Origin of the sequence: Streptomyces sp. WAC 06738 (assembly GCF_003945505.1) — a bacterium.
Lineage (GTDB): Bacteria > Actinomycetota > Actinomycetes > Streptomycetales > Streptomycetaceae > Streptomyces.
Genome location: NZ_CP029618.1, coordinates 7,759,123 through 7,778,712, shown reverse-complemented (window position 1 = coordinate 7,778,712; position 19,590 = coordinate 7,759,123). Strand labels below are relative to the sequence as shown.

The 19,590-nt window shown below is 73.6% G+C and carries 17 protein-coding genes; 12 read left to right on the top strand and 5 right to left on the bottom strand.

The window, feature by feature from the left end; translation table 11 throughout:
- Positions 1 to 43 precede the first annotated feature (43 nt).
- Entirely contained in the window at positions 44 to 1,024 is a 981-nt protein-coding gene (locus tag DMB38_RS33775) for a ParB N-terminal domain-containing protein (protein ID WP_078898749.1), read from the bottom strand.
- Positions 1,025 to 1,675: 651 nt separating this feature from the next.
- Positions 1,676 to 2,233, bottom strand: a complete 558-nt coding sequence (locus DMB38_RS33770; RefSeq protein WP_125938375.1) for an LmbU family transcriptional regulator — start codon at positions 2,231 to 2,233, stop codon at positions 1,676 to 1,678.
- Between the two features lie 460 nt (positions 2,234 to 2,693).
- Between DMB38_RS33770 and DMB38_RS37600 the strand changes: the two genes are divergently transcribed.
- The gene (locus DMB38_RS37600) at positions 2,694 to 3,035 is read left to right on the top strand and encodes a hypothetical protein (RefSeq protein WP_125938374.1); all 342 of its coding nucleotides are present in this window, start codon (positions 2,694 to 2,696) and stop codon (positions 3,033 to 3,035) included.
- A gap of 24 nt (positions 3,036 to 3,059) precedes the next feature.
- Here DMB38_RS37600 and DMB38_RS33760 read toward each other — a convergent pair whose 3' ends face one another.
- Positions 3,060 to 4,067, bottom strand: coding sequence for a sigma factor-like helix-turn-helix DNA-binding protein (locus DMB38_RS33760; RefSeq protein ID WP_125938373.1), 1,008 nt, complete (start codon positions 4,065 to 4,067; stop codon positions 3,060 to 3,062).
- A gap of 132 nt (positions 4,068 to 4,199) precedes the next feature.
- Between DMB38_RS33760 and DMB38_RS33755 the strand changes: the two genes are divergently transcribed.
- From DMB38_RS33755 to DMB38_RS33715, 9 genes are all read left to right on the top strand, one after another.
- Positions 4,200 to 5,423: an FAD-dependent oxidoreductase gene (locus DMB38_RS33755; protein WP_125938372.1), complete on the top strand. Its 1,224-nt coding sequence runs from the start codon at positions 4,200 to 4,202 to the stop codon at positions 5,421 to 5,423.
- A gap of 138 nt (positions 5,424 to 5,561) precedes the next feature.
- Positions 5,562 to 7,328, top strand: coding sequence for an ABC transporter ATP-binding protein (locus DMB38_RS33750; RefSeq protein ID WP_125938371.1), 1,767 nt, complete (start codon positions 5,562 to 5,564; stop codon positions 7,326 to 7,328).
- A 29-nt stretch (positions 7,329 to 7,357) separates the two neighbouring features.
- On the top strand, positions 7,358 to 8,587 hold the full coding sequence (locus DMB38_RS33745) for a DUF4032 domain-containing protein (RefSeq protein WP_240662620.1): 1,230 nt from the start codon (positions 7,358 to 7,360) through the stop codon (positions 8,585 to 8,587).
- Between the two features lie 154 nt (positions 8,588 to 8,741).
- Positions 8,742 to 9,983 carry a histidine kinase gene (locus tag DMB38_RS33740; protein ID WP_125939451.1) on the top strand — a complete coding sequence of 414 codons (1,242 nt, stop codon included), beginning with the start codon at positions 8,742 to 8,744 and terminating at the stop codon, positions 9,981 to 9,983.
- 47 nt (positions 9,984 to 10,030) lie between these two features.
- On the top strand, positions 10,031 to 10,816 hold the full coding sequence (locus DMB38_RS33735) for a LytTR family DNA-binding domain-containing protein (protein ID WP_125938369.1): 786 nt from the start codon (positions 10,031 to 10,033) through the stop codon (positions 10,814 to 10,816).
- 1 nt (position 10,817) lies between these two features.
- Complete coding sequence (locus DMB38_RS33730) at positions 10,818 to 11,435, top strand: hypothetical protein (protein ID WP_125938368.1); 618 nt, start codon at positions 10,818 to 10,820, stop codon at positions 11,433 to 11,435.
- A gap of 13 nt (positions 11,436 to 11,448) precedes the next feature.
- Positions 11,449 to 13,242 carry a cation acetate symporter gene (locus tag DMB38_RS33725; protein ID WP_125938367.1) on the top strand — a complete coding sequence of 598 codons (1,794 nt, stop codon included), beginning with the start codon at positions 11,449 to 11,451 and terminating at the stop codon, positions 13,240 to 13,242.
- A 284-nt stretch (positions 13,243 to 13,526) separates the two neighbouring features.
- Positions 13,527 to 13,901, top strand: a complete 375-nt coding sequence (locus tag DMB38_RS33720; RefSeq protein ID WP_125938366.1) for a DUF485 domain-containing protein — start codon at positions 13,527 to 13,529, stop codon at positions 13,899 to 13,901.
- A complete protein-coding gene (locus DMB38_RS33715) occupies positions 13,898 to 15,538 on the top strand; it encodes a cation acetate symporter (protein WP_125938365.1) in 1,641 nt (546 codons plus the stop codon). Before DMB38_RS33720 ends, DMB38_RS33715 begins: the two co-directional genes overlap by 4 nt.
- Positions 15,539 to 15,781: 243 nt before the next feature.
- Here the strand turns inward: DMB38_RS33715 and DMB38_RS33710 are convergent, their stop codons facing one another.
- Both DMB38_RS33710 and DMB38_RS37735 read right to left on the bottom strand, forming a co-directional pair.
- Positions 15,782 to 16,693, bottom strand: a complete 912-nt coding sequence (locus DMB38_RS33710) for a LysR family transcriptional regulator (RefSeq protein WP_125938364.1) — start codon at positions 16,691 to 16,693, stop codon at positions 15,782 to 15,784.
- 162 nt (positions 16,694 to 16,855) lie between these two features.
- On the bottom strand, positions 16,856 to 17,005 hold the full coding sequence (locus DMB38_RS37735) for a hypothetical protein (protein ID WP_173534904.1): 150 nt from the start codon (positions 17,003 to 17,005) through the stop codon (positions 16,856 to 16,858).
- Positions 17,006 to 17,091: 86 nt separating this feature from the next.
- On the opposite strand from DMB38_RS37735, the gene DMB38_RS33700 reads away from it, so the two are divergent.
- Positions 17,092 to 17,961: a class I SAM-dependent methyltransferase gene (locus DMB38_RS33700; protein ID WP_125938362.1), complete on the top strand. Its 870-nt coding sequence runs from the start codon at positions 17,092 to 17,094 to the stop codon at positions 17,959 to 17,961.
- A gap of 91 nt (positions 17,962 to 18,052) precedes the next feature.
- Positions 18,053 to 19,573 carry a sulfatase-like hydrolase/transferase gene (locus DMB38_RS33695; RefSeq protein WP_125938361.1) on the top strand — a complete coding sequence of 507 codons (1,521 nt, stop codon included), beginning with the start codon at positions 18,053 to 18,055 and terminating at the stop codon, positions 19,571 to 19,573.
- Positions 19,574 to 19,590: the final 17 nt, after the last annotated feature.

Sequence of the window (19,590 nt, the reverse complement as noted above, 5' to 3'; positions counted from 1 at the left end):
CGCTTGGCCACGGCGGCTCCACGGCGTTCGGAATACGCCGCGATCACAGCGGGCGGGCGCTCTCGCGTTCCATCCGCATCGCGATGTCCTTCCAGATGCCGGCGCATTCACGCGCCAGTTGGGCGACGACGCCACGGCAGTGCGCGGGCACGTTGCCGATGATCTCCTCCCACTCGTCACCGCTGAGTGTGTGAATGTTGAGCAGCCGAAGGAGCGTTCGGCCGGTTTCACTCAGCCGCAGCGCCGGGTCGGCCTTCAGCCGGTTGACCGCCGAGCCGCGGTCGTCGACCGTTATCCGGACCGCCGCGGCCGTCGTCGCCACGCCCGCGGATACCGCCACCACCTTCGGCCTGCTCTCGATACGCGCCGTACTGCGCTGCCGCGGCACCGGCAGCGGGCCCTCCCCCCTGCGCATGCGGTTTCTGACGTCCCTGACCGTTTCCGGGGAGATCCCCGCGGCCCGGGCCACCTGCCGCAGCGACAGGCTCGGATTCTCGCTGATCATCCGGCTCGCGATCCTGCGCCCCTCGCTGCCGTTGAGGGGCCGTACGCGGCCGTCCTGGCCGACCCGGTGGCCGGTGGCGGCGGTGTCCGCCGACTCACGCCGGCGGATGGCCGCGACGGTCGCCGGGGCGATGCCCGTCACCGACGCGATCATCCGGTCCGACCACTGCGGATGCGACAGAATGATCCTGCTCGTGGCCCGCTTCCGGTCCGCCATGGTGAGCGGCAGCCCGTGGGCGATGTTCGACTCCACGGCGAGGACGAAGGCGTCCGCCTCGGTCCCGTCGAAGAAGCGGACGGCGATGGTGTCCTGACCGCGGAGCTCGGCGGCCCGCAGTCGATGAAGCCCGTCGATGACCCGCATGGTCGCGCGGTGTACGACGATGGGCGGTAGTTCGGCCTGTGCCTGCGCCAGTACTCTCACATGCTCGCGATCTTCTCCCGAAGTCCGAGGCGAGCCCGCTCTCCGTAAACTGCGGACGTCGACCTCGACCGGCGTCTGATCGAGATGCCCCTGCACGGACGTCAACTTCAATTCCTCCCCGATCCAACTTCCGGTGGGACGGGCCGTGGCCCGAACCCATTCGTGCGATTACCGGAACTCGAACAATCCCTTGACGCAGCCGTACTGATGTGGTCGCCGGCAGAACCGGCGACCGAGAGGTCAGACCTCTCGATACAGGGGATGTGGGGGTGATCGGAATGGTGTCAGACCGACGCGGACACCGGCTCCGCTGTCGACGCCATTCGATTCTCCCCCGCTACTCGCTTCGCTCCCGGACGAAGCGAGTGAATGTTCCCCCGTTCGGACATCGACTCTAACAGCGCCGTCACCGATCAGACACCCCACGCCTCACCGAACACAGTTCACCCCACCAGGCATTTGACATGTGCCGCCCATGGCCGTTCTTCAAAATCACAGCTCGCCCGGGGTGGAAGGCGAGAATCCGGATAAATGCCACCCCGGCGAGAGCCTGCGCCACGAATTCACAGAAAGGCTTTGCGGTGTCACACGTCGCATGAATCAAGACGCCTTGTCCCGCCGGCGGGACAAGGCGCGGGAGCGCGTCGGGCAATTACCGGAACGAAACATTCCGCAGAATGGGCGTCGGCGCGCACGGGTCGGCCACACCAACACCGCGCGGGTTCACGGGAGTTGCCCGCCCGCCGGTTATCCGGAGGCGTCCGCGGGCTCTTCCGCCGCCTCGTCCAGCATCAGGACCATCCATTCCATCAGCCCCAGACCGACGGCCTCGGCGGCCTTCTGCCACCGCACCCGGCGCTCCGCCACGACGCTCATCTGGACGAGCGACGCGCCAGCGCCCTCCGCGGTGACGCGGCGGCTGGCCCGGATCTGCTTGCGCAGCTCACTGCGGGTCCACCGGCCCCGCTCCGCGCGGGTCAGCCACTCGTCCTGTGCGCCGGCCGGCATCCCCGCGACCTCCGCGTGATGCTGGAAGCTGAGCTTGTCCCGCCGTCTCGAAGGATGGAATTTCCCCGCCACCCAGGCGTAGTTCCGAAGAGTCTGATAATCGAAAGAAGTCTCCGCCAGGGCGCGTTTGTAGCGGTCCGGGTAGTGGCTCCTGCCGTAGATGAGCCAGTCGCCGAGCCACCACGCCGAGGAATCCGCGATAACGAAGATCTGCCGCCCCAGATGGCTCCATTCGGCCAGCGGCAGGCCGGGCGGAAGGGACAGCGCCGTACGCCGCGTGGTGGAACGGCCGTTCACCGACAAGCGGTTGGGGGGACGCGACGGGGCCGGGGACGTCGGCGCCGGGGCCTGGCTCGCGGACGGGTGACCCGAAGCGCGGACCGCCGGGTTCGTCACGGGGCCGGCTCCGCGCGAATCTCCCATGGACATGCTGCGCACCTCACCTGCCGATCTGGGACGCGCTTCCTCGTCAACCCGACCGGACAACCGCCGGCCTGCTCCGCAGGGCCGCGGTCCGCCGACCGGGCCGCACGCGATCAACCGTGCTGGGCCCATCATCCGTGGCGGCAGGTTGCAGCGCGGTGACAGCGCTCCTCTCCTGTGCCTGCCTTCACCTCAACCACCGCTGCGGGTGGACCGTGGGTTGCACCGCGGTTACGGCAGGCGTTCCGGCGCAGTAACCCTCCCCCCGATCTACTTGTCACCAAACCCCGAGCCGACGGCGCCGGCCCCCTGCCGCGCCGGACGAGGAGGATCCATGGCCACCCAGACCCGGTACTGCGCCGAGTGCCGTGCGGCGTTCACCTGGACGAGCAGGAGCCCCAACAGGAGGTTCTGCGGGCCGCGGTGCAAGGCGCGGTGGTGGCGCGGCCAGAATCGGCAGGTCGCCGCGGGGGCCAACGGCGCGGCGCCGGGGGCCGAGCCGCAGGTGCGGCAGGTGCCGCGGGTGCCGGAGCAGCCGGCTCTCGGCACGGCGCACGCGTGTCCCCACTGCGGACTGCAGCTCACGGTGGTGAACGTGGTGGTCCCGGTCGGGGACGCCCCGGCGGTGGCCGGGGAGGACAGGCGCGCGAGGGTGCTCGCGGCGGATCACGGCTGAACGGCGGGCCGGGACAAGGGGGGTTCAGCCGTCGAGGGGGTGCAACCGCAGGCGGCCGAGGTGGTCCGGGTCGGCGATCACGTCGATGCCGACGATCGTGCCGTTGGCGACGGCGAGGGCGAACGCGATCCGCGGCCGCCCCTGCTGCATCCACACCAGCCCCGGCGAACCGTCCACCAGCGCCGGGCGGGCGGCCCTGAGCCGCCCCGTGAAGACGTCGGCCACCGCCACCGCGCCGCGTACCTCCTCCGCCGCACCCGCGGCCACGGCGGCGGCGTCGGCGCGGAGCACCACGTCGGGGTCGAGGAGCGCGACGAGCGCATGGAAGTCCTCCCCGCGCGAAGCGGCGAGGAACGCGCCGGCGATTGCACTCCAGCGCGCGGTGACGCCCCAGTCCGCCGGCACGCCCTTCTCCTCATCGGCGCTTGCGGCGTACGAACCGGCAGAGCGTGCGCCCGGCGCGTCCCCGGCGTGGTGCAGGCCGACCGCGCGGGCGGCCTCGGGGCCCTGCACGCGCCGCCGGGCCCGGAGCGCCAGTTGCCGGGTCGCGGCGGGCGAACGCCGGACGATCGGCGCGATCTCGTCGTACGGGACCGCGAACAGGTCGTGCATCACGAATGCCAGCCGCTCGGCGGGCGCCATCGAGTCGAGCACCGCGAGCAGGGCGAGCCCGACGGAGTCGCCGCGGAACCCTTTCCGGTGTTCTTCCGGCGCGTCCGCTCCCTCGGGTTCAGGCTCGCCGATTGCTGCTTTTTCTCCATTTAAGGGCTTTTCGTCTTCGACGGGATCCAGCGGACCCCTCCCCCTCGCCGCCCGGGCCCGGAGGATGTCCAGGGAGACCTCGCCCACGACCGTGCGCAGCCAGCCGTCGAGGCTCTCCACCCCGCCCGGTCCCGCATGGCTCACCCGCAACCACGCCTCCCGCACGGCTTCCTCGGCCAACTCGGCCGAGCCCAGAACCCTGTGGGCGACCGCGTGCAGATGCGCGCGATGCTCCTCGAACCGCAGGGTCAGGAACTCGTGCTCGTCCATCGGGTCCTTCCTCCGTTCCACCTGTCACCACCGTGACCAGCGAAGCGCGGCCGATGTGACAAGGGGCGGCCATGGTGCTCAGGTCGTGAGACGGCGTTGCCGTCCGCGCGGGGCCCGTGGTCCGATCGCCGCATGACTCGCCGCATCGTGATCGTCGGGGCCGGCATCGTCGGCTCGTCGCTGGCCCGGGAGCTGGCGGGGCGGGACGGATGTCATGTCACCGTCCTCGACCGCTCCCCCGCGGGCAGGCTGTACGGGTCCACGGGCCACGCGCCCGGCTACGTCGGCGTGCTCGGCGAGGCCCCGGTCCTCACCGAGCTGGCCCGCGCCACCGTGCGGATCTACCGGGGGCTCACGGACGACTACGACGCGACCGGCGGCGGCCGTGGGCGGGGCGGCGCCGGCTTCGAGGAGACCGGCTGCCTGGAGGTCGCCACCACACCCGCGGCGTACGAGACGCTGCGCGGGCGGGCCGCCGCCGCGGAGACCGCCGGGCTGGCCGCCCGGTTGGTGGGGCCCGAGGAGGCCGCTGCGCTGGCGCCGCGGCTCGTCGACCCGGACACGGCCGTGGCCGGGCTGCACTTCCCCGGCGACGGCACCGCCCGCGCCGGGCTGCTGACCGCGGTGCAGCGGCGACGGGCGGAGGCGCGGGGTGCGGAGTTCGCCGACGGCGCGGAGGCGACGGGCCTGGAGATACGCGCCGGGCGGGTGCACGGCGTGTGGCTCGCCGACGGCACGCTCGTGCCGGCCGACGACACGGTGCTCGCCTCCGGGATCTGGGGCCCGCTGCTCGCCACCCGGGCGGGCGTGGACCTGCCGCTGACGCCGGTGTCACACCCGTACGTCTACGGCGGACCGCGCCCGGCGCGGCATCCGCGCGGGCCGTTCGTGCGCTGGCCCGAGCACCATGCCTACGCCCGCGACCACGGCGACCGGGACGGGATCGGCACGTACGACCACGACCTGCGGCCGGTGGCACCCGCGGACCTCGGGGTGCGCGCGGAGGAGCCCTGGCCGGGCGAGCCGTTCGACGGGGCCGTGGCCGCGGCGCTCGCGCTGCTGCCGCCCGCGCACCGCTTCACGCCCGCCGTCCGCCTCAACGGGGTCTTCTCCGTCACCCCGGACAACCTGCCGCTGCTCGGCCCGTTCACGGGGCTGCCCGGGCTGTGGTCGGCGACGGCGATCTGGGTCACGCACGCGGCGGGCGCGGCGGCAGCGCTCGCGGAGGCGATGGACGGCGGCGAGCCGGGCGCGGGACTCGCGGCGCTCGCGCCCGACCGCTTCGCGGGCGAGCCTGCCGGGGAGCTGCGCCGCCGGGCGCTGCGCCACTACCGGGACATCTACGCCGCGGGGTGAGGCACCGACGGCCCGGCGGCCACGCGGAGTCGGCTCGGCGGCTCCGGAAGCGCGGGGCCGCTCCTGGGGCCTGTGGATAACTTCCGGCGCTGTCGGGCCGTCGCCGTAGGATCCCCGTGAGATCGCCGGAGGTGCGCAATGGCCGTGGACGAAGCCCCCGAAGCAGGCACGCCGCCGTGGCGGATGCTGCTCGCGTACGCGCGGCCGCACCGCTGGGCGCTGCTCGCCGGAGCGCTGCTGTCACTGGCGACGGGGGCCACCGGCCTCGCGCTGCCTCTGGTGGCGCGGTCGCTGATCGACGACCTGTCCCACGACCGCTCCATCGCCGGTGCGCTGATCGTGATGTCGGTGCTGGTGGTCGCCAACGCCGGAGTGGGGGCGCTGGGTTCGTACGTGCTGCGGCGCACCGCCGAGTCGGTGGTGCTGACGGCGCGGCGCCGGCTCAGCTCGTATCTGCTGCGGCTGCGGATAGCGGCCGTGGACCGCACGGAGCCCGGGGACCTGATGGCCCGGGTGACTTCCGACTCCACGCTGCTGCGCGAGGTCACCACCGACACCCTCGTCGGGCTCGGCACCGGCGGTCTGACCGCCGTGGCGACGCTGGTGCTGATGGGCGTCGTCGATCCCGTGCTGCTCGCGGTGACCGCCGGCGTGATCTTCGCGGCCGGGACCGTCATCGGCGTCATCGTGCCGCGCATCAACCGGGCCGCCAAGCGGGCCGCGGAGTCCGTGGGCCTCATGGGTGCGGCGCTGGAGCGGGTGCTCGGCGCGCTGCGCACGATCAAGGCGTCGGGCGCCGAGCACCGCGAGGAGCGGGCGGTGCACGAGGCGGCGGAGGAGTCGTGGCGGCAGAGCGTGCGGGCCGCCAAGTGGTCGGCGCTGGCCGGGAACACGGCCGGCCTGTCGATGCAGGTCGCGTTCATCACCGTGCTGGCGGTGGGCGGCGCCCGGGTGGCGACCGGGGCGATCGACGTCGGCACGCTGGTCGCCTTCCTGCTCTACGTCTTCTATCTGATGTCGCCGATCCAGCAGGTGGTGAGCGCGGTCGCGCAGTACCAGACGGGGGCCGCCGCGCTGGAGCGGATCCGCGAGGCGCAGCTCCTGCCGGCCGAGCCCGCCGCGGAGCCCGCGCCGCTGCCGGAGCCGGGCGCCGAGCCCGCGGCGCTGGCCTTCGAGGACGTCCGCTTCCGGTACGCGGACGACCTGCCGTTTGTGCACCACGGCGTCAGCTTCGCGATACCGCCGCGCGGCATGACGGCGTTCGTCGGCCCGTCGGGGGCGGGCAAGACCACCGTCTTCTCCCTCATCGAGCGGTTCTACGAGCCGACCGCCGGCCGGATACTCCTCGACGGCCACGATGTGACCCGCTGGGAGATACCCGCGCTGCGCGCCGCCATCGGGTACGTGGAGCAGGACGCCCCCGTGCTCTCCGGCTCGCTCGGGGACAACCTGCTGCTGGGCAACGCCGCGGCCGGCGAGGACGACGTGCGGGAGGTGCTGAAGACCACCCGGCTCGAGGAGCTGGTGGCGCGGCTGCCGCAGGGCCTGGACACCCTCGTCGGCCACCGGGGCACCAAGCTGTCCGGCGGCGAGCGCCAGCGCGTCGCGATCGCCCGCGCGCTGCTGCGCCGGCCCCGGCTGCTCCTCCTCGACGAGGCCACGTCGCAGCTGGACGCGGTGAACGAGGCGGCGCTGCGCGACACCGTCGCGGAGGTCTCGCGGGACACCACGGTGCTCGTCGTCGCCCACCGGCTGTCGACCGTCACCAGCGCCGACCGGATCGTGGTGATGGACCGCGGCGAGGTGCGGGCCGTCGGCACGCACGCCGAGCTGGTCGCCGGCGACCCGCTCTACGCGGAGCTGGCCACCACCCAGTTCCTCGCCGCGGCGGCCGGCAGCGCATGATGGAGGACGAACGACCGAGGAGGACCGCCGTGCGCCCTGAGCTGCAGATCAGCGCCACCAACCCGGAGCATCCCGCCGCGCTGCTCGACCTGCCCTGGGAGCTGCCGCTCGACGTCTGGCCGGAGGACTGCCTGGTCGACCTGCCGCGTGGCATCTCGCGGCACGTGGTGCGCTTCGCCGAGGCCGGCGAGGAGGTCGTGGCGATCAAGGAGGTGCCGGAGCGCGCCGCCCGCCGGGAGTACGAGCTGCTGCGCGACCTCGACCGGCTCGGCATCCCCGCCGTGGACGCGCTCGCGGTCGTCACGGGACGCACCGGCGCCGACGGCGAGCCGCTGGAGCCGGCGCTGGTCACCCGGCACCTGGTGGGCTCGCGCCCGTACCGGGCGATGTTCGAGACGACGCTGCGCCCGGGCACCGTGAACCGGCTGATGGACGCGCTGGCCGTGCTCCTCGTCCGGCTGCACCTGGCGGGCTTCGCCTGGGGCGACTGTTCGCTGTCCAACACGCTCTTCCGCCGGGACGCCGGCGCGTACGCCGCGTACCTGGTGGACGCCGAGACCGGGCAGATCCAGCCCCGGCTGAGCAACGGCCAGCGGGAGTACGACATCGAGCTGGCCCGGATGAACATCTCGGGCGAGCTGATGGACCTGGAGGCCTCCGGGGCGCTGCACCCGTCGATCGACCCGATCCCGTTCGGCGCGGCCATCGCCGAGCGGTACGGAGACCTGTGGCACGAGCTGACCCGGCAGTCGGTCTACCCGGCCGACAAGCGGCACTACATCGAGCGCCGCATACGCCGCCTGCACGACCTCGGCTTCGACGTCGCCGAGATGCAGATCACCCACTCCCCGGGCGGCGACACCGTCTCGTTCGTGCCGAAGGTCGTCGACGCCGGCCACCACCAGCGCCAGTTGCTCCGGCTGACCGGCATGGACACCGAGGAGAACCAGGCCCGCCGGCTGCTGAACGACCTGGAGAGCTGGATGGCGACCCAGGACGACTACGCGCCCGGTGACCCGCTCGGCGCCCGGCCCGAGGTGCTGGCGCACCGCTGGGTGCGGGAGGTCTTCCGCCCCACCGTGGGCGCGGTGCCGCCGGCCCTGCGCGGCCAGCTCGACCCGGCGCAGGTCTACCACGAGGTACTGGAGCACCGCTGGCTGCTGGCCGAGCAGAAGCAGCAGGACGTGGGGCTGGAGGCCGCGGTCGCCGACTACGTCGAGAACGTGCTGCCGGGCTCCGTGGCCGGTACCTCCGGCTGAGAGCACCCACCCCCGGCCGGCGGCGCCTCCGCGACGGAGAGCGCGGCCCGCGCCCCGTCCTGCGGCCCGCTGACGGCACCGCCGGGGCTCCCTGCCTGACGACGCCCGCTGCCGCCGACCGCACCCGGCGCGGTAGCGTCCGTCCATGCCCGGGATGTCGGCCGCCACCGCCGCGCTGCTGCTCGGAGCCGTCGTGGTGCTCTGCGCCGCCGCGGTGCTCATCGGCGTGCGCGTCGCGCGCAACCAGCAGTACGGCACCGCGCAGGAGCGCGCCGCGTACGAGACGCTGCACACCGCCTCCCTCGCCGGCCCCCCGCTGCGCGCCGGTCTCACCGCGGACACCGCCCGCCGCGCCGCCCCGCACCTGCGCGACCTCCTCGGCGCGCCCGCGCTCGCGCTCGCCGACGGCAAGGGCGAGCTGCTGGCCTGGGACGGCCCCGAGGGCAAGCCGGGCCACGACCACTCCGAAGCCGTCCCCGGAGCCGCGGCCCAGGTGACGGAGAGCGGCCGCACGCAGGTCATCGGCCCCCGCGAGGTGGCCTGCACCTGGCCGGACTGCCCGCTGCGGCACGCCGTGGCGGTGCCGCTGGCGGTCGCCGGCCGCGTCGACGGCGTGCTCGCCGTCTTCACCTCGCAGGCGTCCGCGGGCCTGGTGCGCGCCGCCTCCGAAGTGGCCCGCTGGGTCTCCGCGCAACTGGAGCTGGCCGAGCTGGACAGCTCCCGGGCCGCTGCCAGCGAGGCGGAGCTGCGGGCGCTGCGGGCCCAGATCTCCCCGCACTTCATCTACAACTCCCTCTCCACCGTCGCCTCCTTCGTGCGCACCGACCCGGAGCGCGCCCGCGAGCTGATCGTGGAGTTCGCCGAGTTCACCCGCTACTCCTTCCGCCGCCACGGCGACTTCACGTCCCTCTCCGAGGAACTGCGCTGCATCGACCGCTACCTGCTGCTGGAGCGCGCCCGCTTCGGCGGCCGGCTGGAGGTCTCGCTGCGGGTGGCACCGGAGGTACTGAGCGTGGTGGTGCCGTTCCTGTGCCTGCAGCCGCTGGTCGAGAACGCCGTACGGCACGGGCTGGAGAAGAAGCCGGGGCCCGGCAGGCTCACGATCACCGCGGCCGACGGCGGCAGCGAGGCGCTGATCAGCGTCGAGGACGACGGCGCCGGCATGGCGGCGGAGACGCTGGCCCGCATCCTGGCCGGGGATCTGGCCGAGCTGGCGGGGGACGCGCCGCGGGCGCCGGGCATCGGGCTGCGGAACGTCGACGAGCGGCTGCGCCAGGTCTACGGGGACGCCTACGGGCTCGTCATCGAGACCGCTCCGGGCGCCGGGACGAAGGTGCACGTCCGGGTGCCGAAGTTCCATCCGGACGCGGTGCAGAGCGGCCCCGGCGGGATGTGAGCGATAGACGGGTTTCGCTGCCGCCGCGCCCCGCATAGGGTTCCCGCATGCTGCACACTCTCGCCGTCGACGACGAGGAGCCCGCCCTGGCGGAGCTGGCGTACCTGCTGCGCCGCGACCCGCGGGTGGCCGAGGTGCAGACGGCCGGCGACGGGCAGCAGGCGCTGCTGGCCCTCGACCGGGCGCTGGCCTCGGGCCGTTCCGTGGACGCCGTGTTCCTCGACATCGGCATGCCGGGCCTGGACGGGCTGGCGCTGGCCCGGCTCATATCCCGGTTCGCGCAGCCGCCGCGGGTGGTGTTCGTCACCGCGCACGAGGACCACGCGGTGGAGGCGTTCGCGCTGCACGCGGCGGACTACGTGCTCAAGCCCGTGGCGCCGGAGCGGCTCGCGGAGGCGGTGCGCAGGTGTGCCGAGTCGGCCGCGGAGCCGGTGCCGGAGGAGCAGGCGGAGCCGGCCGGTGCGGCGCCGGCGGAGCGTGCGGCCGTGCCGGACGAGGTCATCAGCGTGGAACTCGCCGGTGTCACGCGGTTCGTGCAGCGCAGCGAGGTGCTCTACGCCGAGGCGCAGGGCGACTACGCACGGTTGCACACCGGCGGCGGCAGCCACCTCGTCCGCATCCCGCTCGCGACGCTGGAGGAGCGGTGGGGAGCGGCCGGCTTCGTCCGCATCCACCGCAGCCACCTCGTCGCCCTGCACCACGTGCGCGAGCTGCGCATGGAGGCGGGGCGTACGTACGTGGTCCTCGGCGGGCACATGCTGCCGGTCAGCCGGCGGCACACCCGCCAGGTCCGCGAGATGCTGGTCCGACATCCCCCCACGGCGGCGGTGTGACGTGGCGGGCGATCGGGGGATCTCCGCGGCGAAGAGCGGCACGTGGAAGAGCGGTACGCCCGGCGGCCGCGCAGCGAAGGCGAGTTCCCGGAAGAGCAGGACGCAGAAGGGCGGGGCGGGGAAGAGCGGCGCGCAGCGGAACGGCGACGCCGACGCCACCCCGCAGACCGGAACGCCCGGCTCCCGCGTGCCCCGCAGCCGCACCCCGCAGAGCACCGCCCCGCCCGAACCCCCCGAGCCGCCGCCCCGCGTGACCGTCGCCCACCCCCGCACCCTCGCCGCCCGCAGCTCCCAGCCGCTGCCCGGCAGCCGCGCCCTCGTCGCCGACGACCTGGGCCGGCAGACCCCGCTGGGCGACGTCTACCTCCGCTCCCTCATGCGCACCCAGCTACGCCTCGCCGCCTTCGTCGTCGGCGCCCTCGGCGTCGTGCTCGGCGCGCTGCCGGTGCTGCTGGCGACGGTGCCCAGCGTCCGCGACAGCACGCTGGCCGGCGTGCCCGTGCCGTGGCTGGTGATCGGGGTGGCGGTGCACCCGGTGATCCTCGCGCTGGCGTGGGTGTACCAGCGCCAGGCGCGCAAGAACGAGGCCGAGTTCGCGGACCTGGTCGAGCGGTCGTGACAGGGCACAGCACGTGAACACCCTCCAGCCCGCCATCGCCGTGGCCGTCGTCTGCCTCGCCACCGCCCTCTTCGGCGTGTACGGGCTGCGCCCCGGCCGCGCCACCTCCGACTTCTACGTCGCCTCCCGCGCCGTGACGCCGCTGCAGAACGCCTCCGCGATCGGCGGCGAATACCTGTCGGCCGCGTCCTTCCTCGGCATCGCGGGGCTCGTGCTCGCCTACGGCGCCGACATGCTCTGGTACGGCGTCGGCTACACCGCCGGCTACCTGGTCCTCCTCGCCTTCGTCGCCGCGCCGATGCGCCGCTCCGGCGCGTACACCGTCCCGGACTTCGCCGAGGCCCGGCTGCAGTCCACGCGCGTACGGCAGCTCGCCTCGGTGCTCGTCGTCCTCATCGGCTGGCTCTATCTGCTGCCCCAGCTCCAGGGCGCCGGGCTCACCCTGCGCACCGTCACCGGCGCCCCGCTGTGGGTCGGCCCGGTGGCCGTCGCGGCGGTGGTGATGACGACCGTCGCCTCCGGGGGCATGCGCAGCGTCACGGCGGTGCAGGCGTTCCAGTACTGGCTGAAGCTGACGGCGCTCGCGGTGCCGGTGATCTTCCTGCTGCTTGCCTGGCGCGCGGACGGCGCGCCGTGGCCGGACGCCGACGCGCCGCCGCGGTTCCGGGACGCGACGACGGTGACCGTGCACCAGGCCGTCGACGTACGCGTCGAGGATCCGGTACGGGTCACGGTGCACGGCCGGCTCGACGGCGAGCGGCTGGACGGCGAGCGGGTGCGCATCGGCCCCGGCGTGCACGCGATCGGCGAGGAGACCCGGGTCAGGTTCCCCGCCGGCGCCGACGTGCCGCACCCGGTGGACGAGGAACCCGTCGACGGCCTCAACTGGACGCGCCCGCTGTCCGGTACGGAACATCCCGGCTACGGCACGTACTCGCTGCTCATCGCCACGCTGCTCGGCACCATGGGCCTGCCGCACGTCATCGTCCGGTTCTACACCAACCCCGACGGCCCCGCCGCCCGCCGCACCACCTGGACTGTCCTGTGGCTGCTGGCCGCCTTCTACCTGCTGCCGCCGCTCTACGGCGCCCTCGGCCGCCTCTACACCCCCGAACTCCTCATGACCGGCCGCACGGACGCCACGCTGCTCCTCCTCCCCGACCGGCTGCTCGGCGGCGGCCCGGCCGCGGCGGTACTCGGCACGCTGCTGACCGCGGGCGCGTTCGCGGCGTTCCTCTCCACCGCCTCCGGCCTGACGATGTCGGTGGCGGGTGTGCTGGGGCAGGAGCTGGAGCGCAGACGGGCCCGGCGGGCGACGGCCCCGCCGGGCAAGGCGGCCGACGCCCGCGCGGAGGTGCGGGCGACCGTGCTGCGGCTGCGGCTCGCCGGGGTGGCCGCGGCGGCGGTGCCGTGCGTGGCGTCGCTGGTGGTCGTGGAACGGCCCGTCGCGGACGTGGTGGGGCTGGCGTTCGCGGTCGCGGCCTCGTCGTTCTGCCCGCTGCTCCTGCTCGGCATCTGGTGGCGCGGGCTGACCCCGCAGGGCGCCGCCGCCGGGCTGCTCACCGGCGGCGGGGCCGCGCTGGCGACGGTGGCGGCGACGATGTTCGGCGTGCAACCCGGCGGCTGGCCGGGGGCGTTGCTGGCGCGTCCGGCGGCGTGGACGGTCCCGCTCGCGTTCGCGGTGATGGTGGGCGTCTCGTGGCTGACGAGGCGCAGCGTGCCCAGCGGTACGGCGCACGCGCTGCTGCGGCTGCATGCCCCCGAGACCCTGGACCTGCCGCGCCGCCCGGGGCGTTCGGCCGGCTGACCGAAGGCGTACGGGCCGCCGCCCCACCGCGCTCGGGCGGCCGGCCCACCACGTACGAGCGCCCGGCCCAGCGCCTGCGGCCGCCGCCGGCGCACCGCTCACCGCCCGCCGTCCGGCCCGAACCACCGCCCGGCCGACCGCTCGTCGTGCCGTCGCTACCGCTCGGCGCATCCGCGCCGCCGTTCACGGCACCACCGGCGCGCGGCGGCTCGCGCGGCGGCCCGCGCGCTTCTACGGTGGCCGCGCCCGGCCCGTCCGGACACCCCCGTCCCCCAACGCGCCCCATGGAGGCCGCGATGAGCAGCACACCCCCGACCGGCAGATCGCCGGACGTGTACGAAGAAGTACAGCAGAGCGAGGAGTTCGGGGAGCTGCGACGCGCACACCGTTCGTTCGCGTTTCCGCTGACCATCGGATTCATCGCCTGGTACCTGCTGTACGTGCTGCTGTCGAACTACGCGGGCGACTTCATGGGCACCGAGGTCGCCGGCAACATCAACGTGGCGTTCGTGCTGGGCATCGCGCAGTTCGTCACCACGTTCGCCATCGCATGGTGGTACGCGCGGCACGCCGCCGCGAAGCTCGACCCCAGGTCCGAGCAGCTCAAGGCTGAGGTCGAGGGCCGGGTGGTCGGCAGTGGCACGGAGGTCGGGAAATGACGGGCGCCACCACGAACGCGCTGCAGATGGTCGCCCAGTCGGATCCGGGTGAGCACCGCACGCTGATCGTCACGCTGTTCTCGGTCTTCGTGGCGCTCACACTGGCGGTGACGGTGTGGGCGGGACGCAAGACGAAGGACGCCACCGACTACTACGCGGGCGGCCGTTCCTTCACGGGCTTCCAGAACGGGCTGGCGATCTCCGGGGACTACATGTCCGCGGCCTCCTTCCTGGGCATCGCCGGCGCCATCGCGCTGGCGGGTTACGACGGGTTCCTGTACTCCATCGGCTTCCTGGTCGCCTGGCTGGTGGCGCTCCTGCTGGTCGCCGAACCGCTGCGCAACTCGGGCCGGTTCACCATGGGCGACGTGCTCGCGTACCGGATGCGCCAGCGTCCCGTACGCACCGCGGCCGGGGTGTCGACCATCGTGGTGTCGATCTTCTACCTGCTGGCGCAGATGGTCGGTGCCGGTGCCCTCGTCGCCCTGCTGCTGGGGATCACCGGGGACGCGGGCAAGAACCTCATCGTGGTCCTCGTCGGCCTGGTGATGATCCTGTACGTCACCATCGGCGGCATGAAGGGCACCACCTGGGTGCAGATCATCAAGGCCGTGCTGCTGATCCTGGGCACCCTGCTGATCACGATCCTGGTGCTGGCGAAGTTCGACTTCAACATCTCCCAACTGCTGGGCGCCGCCGCGGACAACTCCGGCAAAGGCGCGTCGTTCCTGGAGCCAGGGCTGAAGTACGGGGTGACGACCACCTCGAAGATCGACTTCATCTCGCTGGGCATCGCGCTGGTGCTGGGCACCGCGGGTCTGCCGCACATCCTGATCCGCTTCTACACGGTGCCCACCGCGCAGACCGCGCGTAAGTCCGTGCTCTGGGCGATCGGCATCATCGGCGGCTTCTACCTGATGACCATCGCGCTGGGCTTCGGCGCCGCCGCGCTGATCAAACAGGAAACGATCATCGAGTCCAACCCGGCGGGCAATACCGCGGCACCACTACTGGCGGAAGAAGTCGGCGGCGGAGCGGGATCCACCGGAGGCGCGATCCTGCTGGCGATGATCTCCGCGGTCGCGTTCGCCACGATCCTCGCGGTCGTCGCGGGACTGACGCTGGCCTCGTCGTCGTCGTTCGCCCACGACCTGTACGCGAACGTCATCCGCAAGGGCAAGGCCACCGAGAAGGAGGAGATCGCGGCAGCGCGGATCGCGGCCGTCGGGATCGGCGCGGTCGCCATCCTGCTGGGCGTCTTCGCGGGCAGTCTGAACGTCGCCGGCCTGGTGGCCCTGGCCTTCGCCGTGGCGGCGTCGGCGAACCTGCCGACGATCCTCTACAGCCTGTTCTGGAAGCGGTTCACCACCCAGGGCGCGCTGTGGTCCATCTACGGCGGCCTGTTCACCTCGGTGTTCCTGGTGCTGTTCTCCCCGGTGGTCTCCGGCAAGGAGACCAGCATGTGGCCGGGCGTGGACTTCCAGTGGTTCCCGCTGGAGAACCCGGGCCTGATCTCCATCCCGGCCGGCTTCCTCCTCGGCTGGCTCGGCTCGATCCTGTCCAAGGACGAGGACGCCACCGGCAAGAAGTACGCCGAACTCGAGGTCCGTTCCCTCACCGGCGCCGGCGCCCACTAGGCACCGCCGCCCGGCCGGCGCGGGTCGTACCTGCGACCCGCCCGGCCATGCCGGTTCCCCGCCGGCATCCGAACGGCGGCCGGCCGGCGGTGCCCGAGCGCCTGCCGTCCGGTCGTCACCCACCCCCCTCCCCGGGGGCGGGGCACCCTCCTCCGCCCCGCCCCCTCCCCCCACTCCCGCGGGCCCGCGGGCTCCGTGCACCGCGGGCCCGCGGGCCCTCCCGGTGCCCGGCCGTCCCCTTCGCTACGCGACCGTCTCCTTCGCCCGTACCTGGAGCGCGTCGAGCGCGGCGCGCACCGCGGGGCTGCCGGTCGCGCCGCGCCGGGTGACGGTGAGGAACGTACGCGACGGGACGGGCACCCCGGTGATCCGCAGCCGCCGGATCGACGGCACGCCGGAGAACTGCGCGAGCCGCGGCACGAGGGCGACGCCGAGCCCGTGGGAGACCATCACCGCCGTCACGGTCCAGTCGCACGCCTCGTGGGTCACGTTGGGCCCGAAGCCGGCCGCGCTGCACGCCGCGAGCACGTGCTGCCGCGACCAGACGCCCGGGGGGCCGATGATCCACCGCTCCCCCGCGGCCTCGGCGAGTTCGATCGCCGTCCGGCCGGCCAGCGGGTGGCCCTCCGGCACGACCAGGTCGAAGGGGTCCTCGATGAGCGTGTGCTGCTCGAAGCGCTGGTCGCCGCGGGCCGGCGCCTCGGCGGACGCCTCCACCACGGCCAGGTCCGTCTCGCAGTCGAAGAGCAGGTCGTAGCAGTCGGCGGGCTCCGCTTCGCGCAGCCGTACGTCGAGCCGCGGATGCGCCGCGCGCAGCGCGCCGGCCACCGGCGCCAGCAGCCGGCACATCGCGCTCGGAAACCCGGACATGCGCAGCTCGCCGGCCGGCTCCTCGCCGAGCGCGTGCAGTTCGGCCGCCGCCCGCTCCCACTGCGCCTCGATGACGTCGGCGTGCGCGAGCAGCCCGCGCGCCGCGGGCGTGAGCCGCACCCGGCGGCCCTGCGGCTCCAGCAGCCGGACGTCCAGCTCGCGGGCGAGCTGCCGGATCTGCTGGGAGGCGGCGGAGGGCGTGAGGTGGAGTGACTCGGCGGCGGCGGTCACGGTGCCGTAGTACGCGACCGCGCGGAGCACGCGCAGCCGGCGCAGGTCAATCATGTAGGCCCTCCTTCACGATGCGCTCCATAAATCCAACCTAGACCTGAACGAATGAAACTTCCATGCTGAAGGGGCAAGGAACGCGGGCCCCGCTGGGGGGCCGCGCCGGACGAGAACCGCCGGAGCGTTACGGCGGGGAGGGGACAACACGTTGTTCGAGGGTCACTGCCCCCACTGCGGCTGGGCGGACAGCACGCCGTTCCACACGGTCTCGCGGCACCGCACCGGCGGGGGGATGACGATCTGGACCCGGTGCCAGTGCGGCTCCCTGCAGATGCGCACGGTGGACGCGGCCGGCGGCCGCATCGTCACGCGCGGGCGCCCGGCCCCGGACGCGGCGGGCGGGCCGTACCCCGGAATGGCGCGGCAGCACTCCGCGGCGCGGGTAGAAAGGTGCCATGACGGCTGACGAACCGGCGCCCACGGTCGCCGAGATGCTCCGCGCCAACGAGGCCAACTGGGACGCCCGCGCCCCCGTGCACACGCGCAGCGACTTCTACGGCCTCGACGGCTCCCGGGCGCCGGGCGACTGGTTCGCCCCCTTCGAGTGGGACGACCTCGGCGACCTGCACGGCCGGGACGTCCTCCATCTGATGTGCCATCTCGGCACCGACACGCTCGCCTTCGCCGAGCGGGGCGCGGCCCGCACCGTCGGCCTCGACTTCTCCGCCGCGTCCGTCGCCGGGGCGCGGCGGATCGCGGCGGCGGCGGGCCGGGAGGTGGAGTTCGTACGGGCCGACGTGCACCGGGCGCCCGAGGCGCTGGCGGGCCGGCGCTTCGACGTCGTCTACACCGGCAAGGGCGCGCTGTGCTACCTGCCGGACCTCGCGGCCTGGGCCGGGGTGGTACGGGCCCTGCTGCGGCCCGGCGGCATGCTGTACCTGGCCGAATTCCACCCGCTGCTCAACTCCCTGGGCCCCGCGGGCGACCCCGGCGAGGTGCCGGAGCTGCTGCTGCGCCACGACTACCTCGCGGGCCGCGGCCCCGTGCGCAAGGACTCGCCGCACACGTACACCGACGGCCCGCCGCTCACCGGCTCCTTCACCAGCTACGAGTGGCGCCACGGCCTCGGCGACGTGGTCACGGCGCTGGCCGGTGCCGGGCTCGCCGTCGACCTGCTGCGTGAGACGGACCTGCTGCCGTGGCCGCGGTTCGCGGCGATGGAGCGGGACCCGGCGAGCGGCTGGTGGCGGCTGCCGGCCACCCGGCCCGCGGTCCCGCTGCTCTTCGCGCTCCGCGCCACCCCCGCGCCCGTACAGGGGGCTTGATCCGGGGGCCCGTTCCGGGTGACGCTCGCCTGACCGCCGCACGAGCCCGGCGTACGCCACCCGCCCCCGCCCCCGTCAGGAAGCGCACCGTATGACGCAGCCCGCCCGCCGTCCCCACATCCTCCTCATCACCAGCGACCAGCAGCACTGGAACACCCTCGGCCGCGGCAACCCCGAGATCCGCACCCCGCACCTCGACCGGCTGGCCGCCCAGGGCACCGCCTTCGAGCGCGCGTACTGCCCCAATCCGACCTGCACCCCGACCCGCGCCTCGATGATCACCGGCAAGTACCCCAGCCAGCACGGCGCGTGGACACTCGGCACCAAGCTGCCCGAGGACCAGCCGACGCTCGGGCAGCACCTGGGCGGCGCGGGGTACGCCACCTCGCTGGTCGGCAAGGCGCACTTCCAGCCGCTCGCGAGCACGGCGGAGCACCCCTCGATCGAGTCGTACCCGCTGCTGCAGGACCTGGACTTCTGGCGGGACTTCCACGGCCCGTACTACGGCTTCGACCACGTGGAGCTGGCCCGCAACCACACCGCGGAGGCGCACGCGGGCCAGCACTACGCGCTCTGGCTGGAGCAGCAGGGCTGCGCGGACTGGCGGCGGTACTTCCGGCCGCCGACCGGCACCCTGGACCCCGGCGTGCGACACACCTGGCCGATCCCCGAAGAACTGCACTACAACGCCTGGATCGCCGAGCGCACCGGCGCGCTGCTCGAGGGGTACGCGGAGCGGGACGAGTCGTTCTTCTGCTGGGCCAGCTTCTTCGACCCGCACCCGCCGTACCTCGTGCCCGAGCCCTGGGACCGGATGTACGACCCGGACGCGCTGACCGTGCCGGAGGCGGTCGCGGGCGAACACGACGGCAACCCGCCGCACTTCGGCCTCACCCAGCAGGACCGGCCGGACTTCTCGCCGTGGCAGGAGTCGGGGCAGTACGTCCACGGCTTCCACTCCCACCTGCTGCCGGCCGCCGAGCGGCGCCGGCTGGTGGCGACGTACTACGGGATGGTCAGCATGCTCGACGCGTACGTCGGCCGGATCCTGGACCGGCTCGACGCGCTGGGGCTGGCCGAGGACACCCTCGTGGTGTTCACCACCGACCACGGGCACTTCTTCGGCCAGCACGGGCTCCAGGCGAAGGGCGCGTTCCACTACGAGGACCTGCTGCGGGTGCCGTTCCTGGTCCGGCTGCCCGGCCGGGTGCCCGCCGGGCGCGCCTCCTCCGCACTGGTGTCGACCGTCGACCTGGCGCCGACGTTCCTGGAGCTGGCCGGGCTGCCGGTGCCGCGGGAGATGACCGGCGTCAGCCAGGCGGAGGTCTTCACCGGCGGCGCGCCGAGCGCGCGGGACCACGTCATCTGCGAGTTCCGGCACGAGCCGACGGCGGTCAGCCTGCGCACGTACGTCGACGACCGCTACAAGCTGACGGTCTATCAGGGACGGACGTACGGCGAGCTGTTCGACCTGCGCGCCGATCCGGGCGAGACGCGCAACCTGTGGGACGACCCGGGGAGCGCCGGGCTCAAGTCCGAGCTGCTGCTCAGGTACATCTGGGCGGAGCTGGGCAAGGAGCCGATGTGGATGCCGCGGGTGGCGGCGGCCTAGGGTACGGGCGCCGGCGC

Excerpts from the sequence above, each read along its gene's own strand:
- DMB38_RS37600 (WP_125938374.1), top strand. The coding sequence starts at position 2,694 with ATGGCCACCCAGACCCGGTACTGCGCCGAGTGCCGTGCGGCGTTCACC.
- DMB38_RS33760 (WP_125938373.1), bottom strand. The coding sequence starts at position 4,067 with ATGGACGAGCACGAGTTCCTGACCCTGCGGTTCGAGGAGCATCGCGCG.
- DMB38_RS33755 (WP_125938372.1), top strand. The coding sequence starts at position 4,200 with ATGACTCGCCGCATCGTGATCGTCGGGGCCGGCATCGTCGGCTCGTCG.
- DMB38_RS33750 (WP_125938371.1), top strand. The coding sequence starts at position 5,562 with ATGGCCGTGGACGAAGCCCCCGAAGCAGGCACGCCGCCGTGGCGGATG.
- DMB38_RS33740 (WP_125939451.1), top strand. The coding sequence starts at position 8,742 with ATGTCGGCCGCCACCGCCGCGCTGCTGCTCGGAGCCGTCGTGGTGCTC.
- DMB38_RS33735 (WP_125938369.1), top strand. The coding sequence starts at position 10,031 with ATGCTGCACACTCTCGCCGTCGACGACGAGGAGCCCGCCCTGGCGGAG.
- DMB38_RS33720 (WP_125938366.1), top strand. The coding sequence starts at position 13,527 with ATGGAGGCCGCGATGAGCAGCACACCCCCGACCGGCAGATCGCCGGAC.
- DMB38_RS33715 (WP_125938365.1), top strand. The coding sequence starts at position 13,898 with ATGACGGGCGCCACCACGAACGCGCTGCAGATGGTCGCCCAGTCGGAT.
- DMB38_RS33710 (WP_125938364.1), bottom strand. The coding sequence starts at position 16,693 with ATGATTGACCTGCGCCGGCTGCGCGTGCTCCGCGCGGTCGCGTACTAC.
- DMB38_RS33700 (WP_125938362.1), top strand. The coding sequence starts at position 17,092 with ATGACGGCTGACGAACCGGCGCCCACGGTCGCCGAGATGCTCCGCGCC.
- DMB38_RS33695 (WP_125938361.1), top strand. The coding sequence starts at position 18,053 with ATGACGCAGCCCGCCCGCCGTCCCCACATCCTCCTCATCACCAGCGAC.